Annotated in this window: 13 protein-coding genes; 10 read left to right on the top strand and 3 right to left on the bottom strand. The window is 65.3% G+C overall.

The window, feature by feature from the left end; translation table 11 throughout:
- Positions 1-7: 7 nt before the first annotated feature.
- The 8 genes from AC1DIX_RS12790 to lpxC all read left to right on the top strand — a co-directional run bounded on the left by AC1DIX_RS12790 (position 8) and on the right by lpxC (position 7,687).
- The gene (locus tag AC1DIX_RS12790; protein ID WP_477250041.1) at positions 8-982 is read left to right on the top strand and encodes a D-alanine--D-alanine ligase; all 975 of its coding nucleotides are present in this window, start codon (positions 8-10) and stop codon (positions 980-982) included.
- A 4-nt stretch (positions 983-986) separates the two neighbouring features.
- Complete coding sequence (locus AC1DIX_RS12795; RefSeq protein WP_442122219.1) at positions 987-1,805, top strand: cell division protein FtsQ/DivIB; 819 nt, start codon at positions 987-989, stop codon at positions 1,803-1,805.
- Between the two features lie 20 nt (positions 1,806-1,825).
- On the top strand, positions 1,826-3,058 hold the full coding sequence (gene ftsA, locus AC1DIX_RS12800) for a cell division protein FtsA (protein WP_052233471.1): 1,233 nt from the start codon (positions 1,826-1,828) through the stop codon (positions 3,056-3,058).
- Between the two features lie 149 nt (positions 3,059-3,207).
- Complete coding sequence (gene ftsZ / locus AC1DIX_RS12805; RefSeq protein WP_442122220.1) at positions 3,208-4,413, top strand: cell division protein FtsZ; 1,206 nt, start codon at positions 3,208-3,210, stop codon at positions 4,411-4,413.
- 341 nt (positions 4,414-4,754) lie between these two features.
- Complete coding sequence (locus AC1DIX_RS12810) at positions 4,755-5,261, top strand: peroxiredoxin (RefSeq protein WP_442122221.1); 507 nt, start codon at positions 4,755-4,757, stop codon at positions 5,259-5,261.
- A 49-nt stretch (positions 5,262-5,310) separates the two neighbouring features.
- A complete protein-coding gene (locus AC1DIX_RS12815) occupies positions 5,311-5,778 on the top strand; it encodes a GNAT family N-acetyltransferase (RefSeq protein ID WP_477324708.1) in 468 nt (155 codons plus the stop codon).
- 59 nt (positions 5,779-5,837) lie between these two features.
- Positions 5,838-6,680: a DMT family transporter gene (locus tag AC1DIX_RS12820; protein ID WP_477324927.1), complete on the top strand. Its 843-nt coding sequence runs from the start codon at positions 5,838-5,840 to the stop codon at positions 6,678-6,680.
- A 71-nt stretch (positions 6,681-6,751) separates the two neighbouring features.
- On the top strand, positions 6,752-7,687 hold the full coding sequence (lpxC, locus tag AC1DIX_RS12825; RefSeq protein ID WP_442122223.1) for a UDP-3-O-acyl-N-acetylglucosamine deacetylase: 936 nt from the start codon (positions 6,752-6,754) through the stop codon (positions 7,685-7,687).
- Positions 7,688-7,816: 129 nt separating this feature from the next.
- Here lpxC and AC1DIX_RS12830 read toward each other — a convergent pair whose 3' ends face one another.
- The gene (locus AC1DIX_RS12830; protein ID WP_477324710.1) at positions 7,817-8,317 is read right to left on the bottom strand and encodes a DciA family protein; all 501 of its coding nucleotides are present in this window, start codon (positions 8,315-8,317) and stop codon (positions 7,817-7,819) included.
- A gap of 235 nt (positions 8,318-8,552) precedes the next feature.
- Between AC1DIX_RS12830 and secA the strand changes: the two genes are divergently transcribed.
- The gene (gene secA, locus AC1DIX_RS12835) at positions 8,553-11,336 is read left to right on the top strand and encodes a preprotein translocase subunit SecA (RefSeq protein WP_477324712.1); all 2,784 of its coding nucleotides are present in this window, start codon (positions 8,553-8,555) and stop codon (positions 11,334-11,336) included.
- Between the two features lie 49 nt (positions 11,337-11,385).
- Here the strand turns inward: secA and AC1DIX_RS12840 are convergent, their stop codons facing one another.
- Positions 11,386-12,387 (bottom strand): MerR family transcriptional regulator, encoded by a 1,002-nt coding sequence (locus AC1DIX_RS12840; RefSeq protein WP_477324714.1) that lies wholly within the window; start codon positions 12,385-12,387, stop codon positions 11,386-11,388.
- Between the two features lie 181 nt (positions 12,388-12,568).
- Here AC1DIX_RS12840 and AC1DIX_RS12845 point away from each other — a divergent pair, with 181 nt between their 5' ends.
- Positions 12,569-14,071 (top strand): MBL fold metallo-hydrolase, encoded by a 1,503-nt coding sequence (locus AC1DIX_RS12845; protein WP_477324716.1) that lies wholly within the window; start codon positions 12,569-12,571, stop codon positions 14,069-14,071.
- 18 nt (positions 14,072-14,089) lie between these two features.
- Here the strand turns inward: AC1DIX_RS12845 and AC1DIX_RS12850 are convergent, their stop codons facing one another.
- Positions 14,090-15,163 (bottom strand): AI-2E family transporter, encoded by a 1,074-nt coding sequence (locus AC1DIX_RS12850; RefSeq protein WP_477324718.1) that lies wholly within the window; start codon positions 15,161-15,163, stop codon positions 14,090-14,092.
- Positions 15,164-15,186: the final 23 nt, after the last annotated feature.

Raw genomic sequence — 15,186 nt, forward strand, 5'->3', positions numbered from 1 at the left:
GCTGATTATGAGTACGCTTACTCAAACTGAAATCAAGGAACTCGGTAAAGTCGCCGTCCTGTTCGGCGGCCGCTCGGCCGAGCGCGAGATCTCGATCCTGTCCGGCACCGGCGTGCTGCAGGCCCTGCAATCGAAGGGTGTGGACGCCCATGCCTTCGATCCGGCCGAACGCTCGCTGGCCGAACTGGCCGCCGAAAAATTCGACCGCGTCTTCATCGCGCTGCACGGCCGCTACGGCGAGGACGGCAGCCTGCAGGGCGCCCTCGAGCAGCTCGGCATCCCCTATACCGGCAGCGGCGTGATGGCTTCGAGCGTCGGCATGGACAAGATCACCACCAAGATCGTCTGGCTGGCGAACGGCGTCTCGACGCCGAAGTACGCCGTCATCGACGACGACACGGATCTGGACAAGGTGGTGGCCGACCTCGGCCTGCCGCTGATCGTCAAGGCGCCGCTGGAAGGTTCGAGCATCGGCATCACCAAGGTGACCCGTCGGGAAGAGCTGCAGGCCGCCGTCGAGCTGTCCCGCAAGTACGACACGCGGGTGCTGGCCGAGCAGTTCATCGAAGGCCGCGAATTCTCGGTGCCGCTGCTGGGCAGCGGTCCCGCCGCCCGCGCGCTGCCGATCATCGAGATCGTCGCCCCGGAAGGCAATTACGACTACCAGAACAAGTACTTCACGGACGACACCAGGTACTACTGCCCGGCGCCGCTGGACGCGGACCTGACCGCCGCGATCAAGCGCGAGGTCGAGAAGGCCTACCGCGCCCTCGGCTGCGAAGGCTGGAGCCGCATCGACGTGCTGCTGCGCGAGTCCGACCAGCAGTTCTTCCTGCTGGAAGTGAACACCTCGCCGGGCATGACCTCGCACTCGCTGGTGCCGATGGCGGCGCGCGCGGAGGGCACCAGCTATGAAGACCTGTGCGTCGAGATCCTGCGCTCGGCGTCGCTGAAGATTGGCCAGAAGAAGGAAAAGGCGTAACAAGATGTGGCATGACGCGCGAGCCCTGAACGCAACCTCCGGCGCGATTACCGCGCTGGTGGCGCTCGCCTGTATCGCGTCGGGCGTCTGGTGGCTGTCGCAGCGCCCGATGTTCACCCTGCGTGCGGTGCGTGTCGAAAGCATGTACGGCCTGGACCTGCAGCACGTGAACGAACTCACGGTGCGCAATGGCGTGCTGGGCAAGATCAAGGGGAATTTCTTCACTTCCGACCTGGAACAGGTGCGCGCCACCTTCGAGGCCGTGCCCTGGGTCCGCAAGGCCAGCGTGCGCCGCGAGTGGCCGAACCAGCTGATCGTCCAGGTCGAGGAGCACGAAGCGCTCGGTACCTGGGGCGAGGACGGACGCCTGCTCTCCGTCAAAGGCGACGTCTTCACCGCCAACCTGGCCGAAGCCGACGAGGACCACGAGCTGCCTGCTTTCGATGGTCCTCCCGGCAGCGAGAAGGAAGTGCTGGCCCGCTTTGCCGAACTGCGCGGCCTGTTCGCGCCGATCCGCCTGGTGCCGGCTTCGCTCAGCCTGTCGAAGCGCTACGCCTGGACCGTCCGACTGGACAACGGCATGAGCGTGGAGCTCGGCCGCGAGCTGGGCAAGGATGGCATGAAGGCCCGCGTGCAGCGCCTGGTGAGCATCTACCCGCAGCTCACCGCGCGCCTGCAGGAGGGACGCATCGACACGATCGACATGCGCTATCCGAACGGGCTGGCGCTGTCGTCGGCGGCATTGAGCGTGCCGCTTGATGCGACCAAGCCGGTCAAGGCGGCAAAGAAAAAAGCAAGCAACAAAACAACAAAGCAAACTTAATCAAGCAGGCGACAGCAAACATGACAAAAGACGCAAAGAACCTGATCGTCGGCCTCGACATCGGCACCTCGAAGGTGGTGGCGGTGGTGGCCGAGGTGATGGCCGATGGGCGCCATGAAGTAATTGGACTCGGCCAGCACGAGTCGAAAGGTTTGAAGAAGGGCGTTGTCGTCAACATCGAAGCGACCGTCGAATCGATCCAGCGCGCCCTCGAAGAAGCCGAGCTGATGGCCGACTGCAAGATCCGCAACGTGTATGCGGGCATCGCCGGCAGCCATATCCGTTCGTTCAACTCGAGCGGCATGGTGGCGATCAAGGACAAGGAAGTCACCGCGACCGACGTGGCGCGCGTGATCGAGACGGCGAAGGCGGTCAACATTCCGACCGACCAGCAGTTGCTGCATACGGTGCCGCAGGAATTCATCGTCGACAACCAGGAAGACGTGCGCGAGCCGATCGGCATGAGCGGCATCCGCCTGGAAGTGCGCGTGCACATTGTTACAGGTGCGGTGTCCGCGGTACAGAATATTGTAAAGTGCGTGCGCCGTTGCGGACTCGAGGTCTCCGACCTGATCCTGCAGCCGATGGCGTCCGCCGATTCCGTGCTGACCAACGACGAGAAGGAACTCGGCGTGGTCCTGATCGACATCGGCGGCGGCACCACCGACATCGCCGTGTTCAGCGACGGCGCGATCCGCCACACGGCCGTGATCCCGATCGCCGGCGACCAGATCACCAGCGACATCGCGATGGCCCTGCGTACCCCGACCGGCGAAGCGGAAGAGATCAAGATCCGCTACGGCGTGGCCAAGCAGGTGCTGGCCGATCCGGGCGAGACCCTGGAAGTGCCGGGCCTGGGCGACCGCGGTCCGCGTTCGCTGTCGCGCCAGGCGCTGGCCGCCGTGATCGAGCCGCGCGTCGAGGAGCTGTTCGCGATGGTGCACCAGGTGGTGCGCGAGTCCGGCTACGAAGGCGTGCTGTCGTCGGGCATCGTGCTGACCGGCGGCTCCTCGATCATGCCGGGCATGATCGAGATGGCCGAAGACATCTTCCTGAAGCCGGCGCGCCTCGGCACGCCGGAGTATCGCGGCCAGTTGGCCGACGTGGTGCGCAGCCCGCGTTACGCCACGGTCCTCGGTCTTTTGCTGGAGGCGAAGAAGCAGTATCTGCGCGGGCACATCGTCACGCGTCAGGATGGATCGGTGAAAGCGGTATGGCAGCGGATGAAAGAGTGGTTTTTAGGGAACTTCTAACGGTTTTCGTAACAAGTGGTAACGGTTTTGCTTGGTAACGTTCGTAAATTATTTTTAAAATAGACGCGTGTTTCCAATCTCGAGTTTTGACAGCCTTTCTGTGAGGGTTCGAGCTTGGAAACGGCACTTTGAGAGATTAGGAGTTCATCATGGAGTTTGATATGGTCGATAACGCATCACTGGGCACCGTCATCAAGGTTGTCGGTGTTGGCGGCGCGGGTGGTAATGCGGTGCAGCACATGATCAACAAGGGTGTTTCCGGTGTGGAGTTCATCGCCGCAAACACCGACGCGCAGGCGCTGGCCGCTTCGGGCGCGCACAACATCATCCAGATCGGCGATTCCGGCCTGGGCGCAGGCATGCGTCCGGAAGTCGGCCGCCAGCTGGCCGAGCAGTCGCGCGCGCGCATCGAAGACTCGCTGCGCGGCGCGCACATGGTCTTCATCGCTGCCGGCATGGGCGGCGGCACCGGCACCGGCGCCGCCCCGATCGTGGCTGAGGTGGCCAAGAACCTGGGCGCCCTGACCGTCGCCGTGGTTTCCAAGCCCTTCTCCTACGAAGGCCAGAAGTGCATGGACGTGGCCGAAGCCGGCCTGGAAGAACTGACCAAGCACGTCGACTCGCTGATCGTGATCCTGAACGAGAAGCTGGAAGACATCTACGAAGACGACTGCATGCTGGACTGGATGAAGCATGCCGACGACGTGCTGAACAACGCCGTCGCCGGTATCGCCGAGATCATCAACGTGCCGGGCCACATCAACGTCGACTTCAACGACGTCAAGACCATCATGAGCGAGCAGGGCAAGGCCATGATGGGTACCGCGACCGCATCGGGCGTGGACCGCGCGCGCATCGCCGCCGAACAGGCCGTGGCTTCGCCGCTGCTGGACGGTATCGACCTGTCGGGCGCCAAGGGCGTGCTGGTGAACGTCACCGCGTCGCGCAACCTGAAGGGTAAGGAAATCAAGGAAGTGATGGCCGCGGTGCGCGCCTTCGCCGCTCCGGACGCCGCCATCGCCCAGGGTATCGCCTACGACGACGCCATGGGCGACGAACTGCGCGTGACCGTGGTCGCGACCGGCCTGGGCAAGAACAAGGCCAGCATCTCGCTGGTGCAGCCGCAGCAGGTCCTGCGTACCGGCACCTACGGCGCCCCGGTCATGTCCGGCGCACCGACCATGGCCACTGGCGGCATGGGCATGGGCTCGATCGCCGGCGCCGGCCACATGGAAGGCATGAAGCAGCCTGCCGTGTGGCGCCGCGAACAGGCCTCCGAGCAGGTCCGCGCGATGCAGAACAACGGTGTCGAAACCTACGACATCCCGGCCTTCCTGCGCAAGCAAGCCGACTAAGCAAGCCAAAACTCCATGATGCAAGGGCCAGTACCGACCAAGCGGTACTGGCCTTTTGTTTTGCCCAAAATTCGGGGTCAGAGCACATTTCCCAACAAATTCGGGGTCAGAGCACTTTTATGGGCAATTGCTTTGTCGCGCATAACTTGGCCGGTTTCCGATGGCCGATCGTTCCGCCGCCAAGCAAAAGCCATCAGGGCGTCCGATAAAAACTGATCTGCGGGACATTGTTCAGAAAAGTGCTCTGACCCCGAATGGTTGGAATAAAGTGCTCTGACCCCGAATTTCGCCAGATCAGGCATACTTGCGGGTTCTGATAATCACAACATGGAGTACCTGATATGACCATCCAGATCGGCGACCGCCTGCCGGAAGCGACCCTGTCGGAATTCATCGAAACCGAAACCGAAGGCTGCTCGCTCGGCCCGAATACCTTCAACGTCGCGGACCTCGTGAAGGGCAAGACCATCGCCATCTTCGGCCTGCCGGGCGCCTATACCCCGACCTGCTCGGCCCAGCACCTGCCGGGCTACATCCAGCTGGCCGACCAGCTGAAAGCCAAGGGCGTGGACGAGATCTGGTGCGTGTCGGTCAACGACGCCTTCGTGATGGGCGCCTGGGGCCGCGACCAGAAAGCCACCGGCATCGTCCGCATGATGGCCGACGGCAGCGGCACCTTCACCAAGGCGCTGGGCCTGGAGTTCGACCTRAGCGCCAAGGGCCTGGGCGTGCGCAGCCAGCGCTACTCGATGCTGGTCGAGGACGGCGTGGTCAAGCAGCTGAACCTCGAGAACGGCGGCGGCTTCGCAGTCTCGTCGGCCGAGAAGCTGCTGGAACAGATCGGCTAATCATCCCGCTACGCTGACGAACGGCGCTGCGGCGCCGTTTTTTATCACCATGATCATCAATACCGAATCCCCCGACCAGCCGGAAGTGCGCGACATGCTGGCGCGCCTCGACGCCTACTGCGCCTCCCTCTATCCATCCGAGAGCAACCACCTGATGGACATCGCCTCGCTGATGCGCGGCGACGTCCTGTTCCTGGTCGCGCGCGGCGTCGACGGCGCAGCTAGCGGCTGCGCCGCCCTGGTCCGGCGCGATGCCGAGGGCGAAGACGAAGGCTATGGCGAGATCAAGCGCATGTTCGTCGACGAAGCCAGGCGCGGCCTCGGCACCGGCCGCAAGCTGATGGAACACATCGCGATGTTCGCCGCCATGTCCGGCCTGCGCGTGCTGAAGCTGGAGACCGGCATCCACCAGCCAGACGCCATCGCCCTGTACGAACGCTTCGGCTTCGCGCCCTGCGGCCCCTTCGGCGATTATCAGCCCGACCCGCTGTCGGTCTTCATGGAGAAGCACCTGTGAATCCGAGCACCACGGCGCAAGGCAGCAGATTGAGCGGCAACCTGCGCAGCATCCGCGCGATGCTGGCGGCGGTGCTGATGTTCTCGGTCATGGACACGATCATGAAGCTGCTGTCCGCCGAATTCCCGGCGATGCAGGTGGCGTCCCTGCGTTCCCTGTCGTCGCTGCCGCTGGTGTGCGCCTGGGTGGCATGGCGCGGCGGCTTTCGCACGATGCTGCAAGTCCGCTGGCCGCTGCACCTGCTGCGCGCGCTGATCGGCATCTTCATGCTGGCCCTGTTCGCCTACGGGGTGAGGGGACTGTCGCTGGCGGAGGCCTATACGATCTTCTTCATCGGCCCGATCCTGATCACGGCGCTGTCCGTGTTCGTGCTGAAGGAGCGYGTGAACGCTGCGCGCTGGCTGGCGATCGCGGTCGGCATGGCCGGCGTGCTGGTGGTACTGCGGCCCAGCGGCGAGGGCTTCCTCACGCTGGGCGGACTGGCGATCCTGCTGGCGGCCGTGTTCTACGCGGTGTCGGCGGTGACCGGCCGGGTGCTGGCGCGCAGCGACAGCAGCGAGCAGATGGTGTTCTGGCTGATGCTGCTGATGGCCCTCGGCGCCACTGCGCTGGCCGCGCCTTCCTGGACCCCGGTCGAGGTGCGCCACCTGCCGCTGCTGGGCGGCCTGGCGCTCAGCGGTTTCCTGGCCCAGCTGGCGATCACCGAAGCCTTCAGCCATGGCGAAGCCTCGGTGGTCGCGCCCTTCGAGTACACGGCCCTGGCTTGCGGCATCGGGATCGACTGGGTGTTGTGGCAAACCTTGCCCGATCAATACACCCTCATCGGTGCGGCAATCATCATCGGCAGCGRCCTGTACCTGATCCGCCACGAATCCACCCATGCGGAGGGGGAACATCCCTGAAAACGTGGTGTTCCTGCCACCGGCCGAGGGAGGCCAGGGCGAAGAAACAGGGCCTCCTATATAATCGAACGATGCTCAAACAAAGAACAATCAAACAGCTGGTGCGCACGACAGGCGTCGGCCTGCACTCGGGCACCAAGGTCGAGCTGACCCTGCGCCCGGCTGCCGTCGACACCGGCATCGTGTTCCGCCGCGTGGATCTCGACCCCGTGGTCGAGTTTCCGTCGAACGCGGAAATCGTCGGCGACACCCGCATGGCCTCGGTCCTCAGCAAGGACAATGCGCGCGTCTCGACCGTCGAGCACCTGATGTCGGCCTGCGCCGGCCTCGGCATCGACAACCTGTACGTCGACGTCACCGCCGAAGAGATCCCGATCATGGACGGCTCGGCCTCGTCCTTCGTCTTCCTGCTGCAGCAGGCCGGCGTGCAGGAGCAGGCCTCGGCCAAGAAATTCATCCGCGTGCTGGAGCCGGTCGAAGTGCGCCAGGGCAGCGGCAACAACGAGAAGTGGGCCCGCCTCACGCCTTTCGACGGATTCAGGCTCGACTTCTTCATCGAATTCAACCACCCGGCCGTCGACGGCACCATGCAGCGCGCCGAGGTCGATTTCGGCAAGGTCTCCTACGTGCACGACGTGGCGCGCGCCCGCACCTTCGGCTTCATGCAGGACGTCGAAAGCCTGCGCGGCATGGGTCTGGCCCGCGGCGGTTCGCTGGAAAACGCGATCGTGATGGACGAGTACCGGATCCTGAACGCCGACGGCCTGCGCTACGAAGACGAGTTCGTGCGCCACAAGATCCTCGACGCGATCGGCGACCTCTACCTGGTCGGCCACCCGCTGCTGGCCAGCTACGAAGCCCACAAATCCGGCCACGGCCTGAACAACCTGCTGCTGCGCGAACTGCTGGCGCATCCGGAAGCCTACGAGATCGTCACCTTCGACCAGCAGGAGCGGGCGCCGGTGTCGTATGGAGCGCAGATGGAGCGGGAGTGGGCTTTAACCTGAAGCCCCGAACAACGTCGTCCCCGCGCAGGCGGGGACCCAAGTTCGGTGCGTTCCACTACCGTTATAAGCCACCAGTACGCTAGCAAACTCGGGTTCCCGCCTCCGCGGGAACGACGGTCTTCGTGACCGCTATTTATTCTTGCGCCTCTCCGCCAGCCGCCTGATCGCCGCAATCAACTGCGCGTTCTGCGGCGATTCCGGCAAGGCATCCCCCAGCTCCTCGAAGGCCTGCACCGCCGTCGGCGGCAGTTCCAGCGAGGACGGCTTCAAACCCTCCGGTTCAGCCGGCAGCGCGCGTCCCACCTGGATCTTGATCCGCACCGAGTCCACCTGCCAGCCCTTCTTCTGCAGTGCCGCCTGCAGCTTGGGCGCCTGCTGCTTGAGCTTGGCGGCCACGGCCGAGGAGGGCACGGCCAGGGTCAGCACGCCATCCTGGATCGCCAGCGCTTCGCAGTTGGCGTACATCGGCGGCAGGATCAGGCGCACCTCTTTTTGCRGGCTGGCCATGCGGGTGGCAGCCGGCAGCAGGGCGGCCATGCGGTCGTTGCGGCGCAGGAAGTCGGTCGCCTCGATCGACGTGCGGCGAACCTTGGTGCCGTAGATATGATAGGGAGGCTTGGGTGACTGCATGGGCGGAACATACCACAGCCAGGCCGTGCTCATAAAGAAACGTACGGTAAACGTGCTTTCGAGTGCAATTTGATAACATTCTTTGTCCGCCTGCACTTGTGATGCGCCCGTTCATCCCCAAGTGTGGCCGGATCGCATGATAAAATCGGTGGCTTTTTGCCATAGGCGGTCGTCGGCGGATATTATTTTGATATCATCCATGGCTTTTTCGCGGCGTACTTTTTAAGAACACAGCATGTCATTCCTGACCAAGATTTTCGGCAGCCGTAACCAGCGACTGCTCAAGCAATACCAAAAAACCGTGCGCGACATCAATGCGCTCGAGCCGCAGATGGAAAAGCTGTCGGATGYCGAACTCCAGGCCAAGACCCCCGAATTCAAGGAGCGGATCGCCGGCGGCGCTTCGCTCGACGACATCCTGCCGGAAGCGTTTGCCGTCTGCCGCGAAGCCGCCAAGCGTGTGATGAAGATGCGCCACTTCGACGTGCAGCTGATCGGCGGCATGGTCCTGCACTATGGCAAGATCGCCGAGATGGGCACCGGCGAAGGTAAAACCCTGATGGCAACCCTGCCGGTCTACCTGAATGCGCTGTCCGGCAAGGGCGTGCACGTGGTGACCGTCAACGATTACCTGGCGCAGCGCGACGCCGAGCAGATGGGCCGCCTGTACGGCTGGCTCGGCCTGACCACCGGCATCAACCTGTCGCAGATGGATCACGACAGCAAGCAGAAGGCCTACGGTTCCGACATCACCTACGGCACCAACAACGAATACGGCTTCGACTACCTGCGCGACAACATGGTCTACGATGCGCGCGAACGCGTGCAGCGCGGCCTGAACTTCGCCGTGGTCGACGAGGTGGACTCGATCCTGATCGACGAGGCCCGTACGCCGCTGATCATTTCCGGCCAGGCCGAGAACCACACCGACCTGTACCACAAGATCAATGAAGTCCCGCCGATGCTGACCCTGCAGATCGGCGAAGAGACCCCCGACGGCAAGGGCACGGTCGAAGTCCCGGGCGACTACACCAAGGACGAGAAGGCGCACACCGTGCTGCTGACCGAGGCCGGCCACGAGAAGGCCGAAGCCATCCTGACCAAGATGGGCCTGCTGCCGGAAGGCGCCTCGCTGTACGACGCCRCCAACATCACCCTGATCCACCACCTGTACGCCGCCCTGCGCGCGCACGTCCTGTACCACAAGGACCAGCACTACGTGGTGCAGAACAACGAAGTGGTGATCGTCGACGAATTCACCGGCCGCCTGATGACGGGCCGCCGCTGGTCCGACGGCCTGCACCAGGCCGTCGAAGCCAAGGAAGGCGTGCGCATCCAGAACGAGAACCAGACCCTGGCCTCGATCACCTTCCAGAACTACTTCCGCATGTACACCAAGCTGTCCGGCATGACCGGTACCGCCGACACGGAAGCCTACGAATTCCAGGAAATCTACGGTCTCGAGACCGTGGTGATCCCGCCGAACAAGCCGTCGCAGCGCAAGGACCGCCAGGACCAGGTGTATAAATCGGCCGAGGAAAAGTACAACGCGATGGTGGTCGACATCCGCGACTGCCACGAGCGCGGCCAGCCGGTGCTGGTCGGCACCACCTCGATCGAGAACTCGGAACTGCTGTCCGGGATCCTGACCCAGGCCAAGCTGCCGCACAACGTGCTGAACGCGAAGCAGCACGCCCGCGAAGCGGAAATCATCGCCCAGGCCGGCCGTCCGCAGATGATCACCATCGCCACCAACATGGCGGGCCGCGGTACCGACATCGTCCTCGGTGGTAACGTCGAGAAGCAGATCCAGTTCATCGAGGCCGACGAGTCGCTGTCGCCGGAACAGAAGGCCGAACAGTCGCAAAAGATGCGCGACGAATGGCAGTCGCTGCACGACCACGTGGTGGCGCAGGGCGGCCTGCACATCATCGGTACCGAGCGCCACGAATCCCGCCGCGTCGACAACCAGCTGCGCGGCCGTTCGGGCCGCCAGGGCGATCCGGGCTCCTCGCGCTTCTACCTGTCGCTCGACGATCCGCTCCTGCGCATCTTCGCCGGCGACCGCGTGCGCGCGATCATGGACCGCCTCAAGATGCCGGAAGGCGAACCGATCGAGGCCGGCATCGTGACCCGCTCGATCGAGTCGGCCCAGCGCAAGGTCGAGGCCCGCAACTTCGACATCCGCAAGCAGCTGCTCGAGTACGACGACGTCGCCAACGACCAGCGCAAGGTGATCTACACCCAGCGTAACGAACTGCTGGAGTCGGCCGACATGTCGGAACTGATCACCAGCCTGCGCGTGGGCGTGTTCACCGACGTGGTGCGCACCTACGTGCCGGCCGAGTCGGTCGAAGAGCAGTGGGACATCCCGTCGCTGACCCGCGTCCTGAACGACGAGTGGGCGCTGCCGGTGCCGCTGGCGCAGATGCTGGAAGACGAGCCGAACCTGAACGACGACGACATCCTCGAGCGCGTGCTGGCCGCCGCCGACGAATCCTACAATAGCAAGGTCGCGATCGTCGGCAAGGAAGCCTTCGGCGGCTTCGAGCGCAACGTCATGCTGCAGAATATCGACACCCACTGGCGCGAGCACCTGGCGGCGCTGGACCACCTGCGCCAGGGTATCCACCTGCGCGGCTACGCCCAGAAGAACCCGAAGCAGGAATACAAGCGCGAAGCCTTCGAGCTGTTCGGCGCCATGCTGGACCAGATCAAGAACGAAGTGATCCGCACCATCATGACGGTCCGCATCCAGACCCGCGAGGAAGTCGAGGCGGCCGAGGCGGCGATGCAGGCGGCCGCGGCGCACCTGGAGAACGTGAACTACCAGCACGCCGACTTCGACCCGACCGCCGCGCCGGAAGAACTGATGGCGCCGCAGGCGGTCACCGCCGGCACCACCGCGGTGAGCGACGATCCGGCCACCACCTACATGGGCATGAAGGTCGGCCGCAACGATCCTTGCCCTTGCGGCAGCGGCAAGAAGTTCAAGGCTTGCCACGGCAAGCTGGCGTAATCGAAGGATTGCGGAAAAAAGAAAGGCGCCCAGCGGGGCGCCTTTTTTATCATCCAGCCGCCAAGCCCTTCCGCAACCAGATCACCGCCTCATCGCTGATCCCCGACCCCTTGCGCAGCATCGGCTCTTCCTCGGTCGCACGGCGGAAACCCGCCACCGCCTCCGGGTCGGTACCGACCATATCGTGGAACAGCGCCATCCACTGGCGCCCCAGCGCCCGGGAAGCCGGCTGCGCGGCATCCGGATCGCGGCGCATCTGTTCGCGCACCTGGCCGATCAGGGGCGCCCATTCGTGGCCGCGGCGGGCCCAGTGGCCGCGCATGCGCGCGATCACGCTTGGCTCCAGGTAGCGCGACCAGATCGCGTATTTCAGCTCGCCGATCACCGCCATCACGTAGCGCATGAGGTGCTCCGGCATGCTGACCGAGCCTTTTTCGCGCTCGGCCATCAGGTTGACGCGCGCCGCCAGTTCGGCGTCGCCGCCGGTGCCGCGCCCGAAGGCGTCCAGCCAGCGCCGCCCGAAGTCCCGGGCGGTGTCGGAATCCGGCGCTACCTGCGTGCGGATCAGCTCCTCCGCTTCTTCGGTCAAGCGCTTGAATTGCGCCTTGATGGCCTCGTCGTGGTACATCGGAAGGCGGGCCAGTTCGTCCTGCGTGAAGTATTTTTCGTACATGCTCATCTGCTCCAGTGAGTCCAGCCAGGTGGACAGGTCCGGCTGGCCGCCGCTTGCGAGTTCGGCGCGCAGGCGCTGCAACTGCTCGCGCATGCGCGCGGCTTCCAGCATCTGCCGGTCGAGCGTGGCCAGCTGGCGGTCGATCACCGCCAGCGGCGATCCCGCCGGACTGTCCAGGTAAAGGCCGATGTCGGCCAGGCTCATGCCGAAGGAACGCAGGGCCTGGATCTGGTGCAGGCGCGCCACGTCGTTGCGGTCGTAGAGCCGGTAGCCGGCATCGGAACGCGCGGAAGGCTGGAGCAGTCCGATGCTGTCGTAATGGTGCAGCGTGCGTACCGTCAGCCTGGCAAGCGCGGCGAGTTCTCCCACTTTCAGCATGCGGACATCTCCTTTCTTCAGCGTGGCGCCATCCTGGAGCCTGACGTGGCGTGAGGGTCAAGCGGTGAATGATACCGCGCCGGAATGCCATAAGAATCAAATACATATGGAAATTTGTTCAGTTGTGGACGGACCGGCGCCGGGTTAAGCTGCACGACATACTGAACAAAACAGGAAGCCCATGAGACACCGCTCCGTCACCGCGCTGGCCGCCGCCTGCGCCATCGCCGCCGCCGTTCCCGCCTTCGCCGCCGATCCGGCCGCCAGCGCCATCCTGAAGCAGGCCTTCGCGGCGCAGGGCGGCGAGGCGCTGCTGCGCGGCGTGAAGACAGTCGCCTTCGAATCGGCGGGCTACCGCAACATGCTGGAGCAGTCGGAGCGCCCCGAAGGCCCTTACCTGGTCGAATTCCACGAGCTCTCCGAACTGCACGACCACGCGCGTCAGGCGCTGCGCCGCCAGCTGCAGGTACGCGTGCCGCCAGCCGGCAGCTACACGCAGACGACGCTGGTGGCCAACGGGGTGGCGATGCAGGCCTGGGGCGAGCGCCAGATGCCGGGCGGCAGCCAGGAACCGCAGCTGGCCGCCGAGGCGCTGGCCCTGAGCCCGGAACGCGCACTGCTCACCGCCCTCGATGCGAAGGACGCGCACCGCGAGGCCGACCAGGTCGTGCACGGCGCGCCGCACCAGGTCGTGGCCTTCACGCTCGACGGTGCGCCCGCGCGTCTCTATCTCAGCCAGTACACCCACCTGCCGTCGGCGCTCGACTACGCCGGCCCGGCCGCGCGCGGCGGCTACACGGCCTACCTCGGCGACGTGGTGCAGCGCACGAGCTGGGGCTTCTGGCGCCTGGACAAGAGCGGGCTGCGCTACCCGATGCAGTGGGACATCCAGGTCAACGGCATGCCCGACCGCACCCTGATGCTGCGTTCGCTGAAGGTGGACGCGCCCTACGATCCGGCGCTGACGACGGTGCCCGAGGCGGTGGCGGCGCGTTTCGATCCGAAGCAGCCGCCGCGCGACCCGGCCATGACGCCGCTGGGCGCGAAGAAGACCGAGATCGCGCCCGGCGTGCTGCTGATCGAATCGGTCTGGAACGTCGCCATCGTCGACCAGGGCGACGGCCTGGTCGTGATCGAGGCGCCGTTCTCGTCCGCCTATTCGTCCAAGGTGCTGGCCGAGGCCGCGGCGCGCTATCCGGGCAAGCCGGTCAAGGCCGTGGTGACGACCTCGGATTCCTGGCCGCACCTGGCAGGCATCCGCGAATATGCCGCGCGCGGCATTCCGGTGTATGCCCTCGACCTGTCCAGCCCCATCGTGAAGCGCACCCTGGAGGCTTCCCATGCCGGCCATCCGGACGCGCTGCAGCAGGCCCCGCGCAAGGCCGACCTGCGCCTGGTGGCCGGCAGGACGGTGATCGGCTCGGGACCCAACCGCATCGAGCTGTATCCGATCCGCGGCGCCGTCGCCGAGCGCCAGATGATGGCCTGGCTGCCCGGCCACCGCCTGCTGTACGGCAGCGATCCCTTCCAGAAGGACTCGTCCGGTTATAACAGCCCGCAGGCGGTGAGCGAGCTGCTGCAGGCGGCCGCGCGCGAGCGCCTGGACGTGGACCGCTTCTTCATGATGCACATGCCGCCGGCGCCGTTCGGCGAACTGCGCGCGGTGAAGGGCAGCGAGGGCTGAGCGGTCCCGGGATCCCGCCTAGCCGGCCGCATCCCGCGTCCCCGCATGCCGGAAGCGCTTCTCTTCATGCCATAGGGTGACGAACAGGGTCATCACCACCGGGCCGACGAACAGGCCGATCAGGCCCAGGGTCTCGACCCCGCCGAGGATGCCCAGCAGGACCGCGAGGAAGGGCAGCTTGGTGGCGTTGCCGATGACGGTCGGGCGCACGAAGTGGTCGGCCACGAACAGCACCACCACGCCGAGGGCGACGATGGCGGCGGCGGCGCTCGCGTTGCCCTGGTAGAGCAGCAGGGCGGCGACGGCGCCGAAGGCCAGCGGCGCGCCGAAGGGGATGATCGCCAGCACGCAGGTGGCGGCCGCCCACAGCACCGCCGACGGCACGCCGGCGAACTGGTAGCCGATGCCCAGCAGGACGCCCTCGGCCAGGCCGACCAGCACCAGGCCGTTGACGGTGGCGCGCACCGCGGTCGGCACCTTCAGCGAATACAGGGCCCAGCGCTGGGCGCCGATCAGGTGGGCGCCGATGGCATGGGTCTGGCTCTGCAGCGCATGGCCGTCCTTGTAGAAGAAGAACAGGCAGAGGAAGGCGAAGGCGACGTCGATCAGCCGGTGCAGGACGCCGCTGCCGACCCGCTTGAGTACTTCGCTGGCCGACTGCATGCGGCCGACCGAGCCGTCCTGCAGCAGGTGCGCCAGGCCGTGCGGCTGGCCCAGGGTGGCCTGCCACCAGTTATAGATGGCGTCGCCGGCCATCGGGATCCGCAGCAGCCATTCGGGCGCCGCCAGGCCGTCGGTATTGGTTTTGGCGACCAGCTGGGCCAGCGCCGGCGCCTGGTGCGCGGCCTGGATCACGCCCAGCGCCAGCGGCGTGATGAAGACCAGCGCGGCGAGCAGCGTGACCAGGGCCGCGGACAGGATCTCGCGATTGCCGGTGAGGCGCAGCGCGCGCCGGTAGAGCGGCCAGGTGGCGATGCACAGGATCGCGGCCCACAGCAGCGGCAGCACGAAGCGCTGGGTCACGAACAGGGCGCACAGGATGATCGCCAGCGAAAAACAGGCGCTCAAGGTGCTGCGTTGGGTTTCGGTCATGGAAGTCTCCGCATGGTGGGAGG

This window comes from Massilia sp. 05N420 (genome assembly GCF_056397205.1).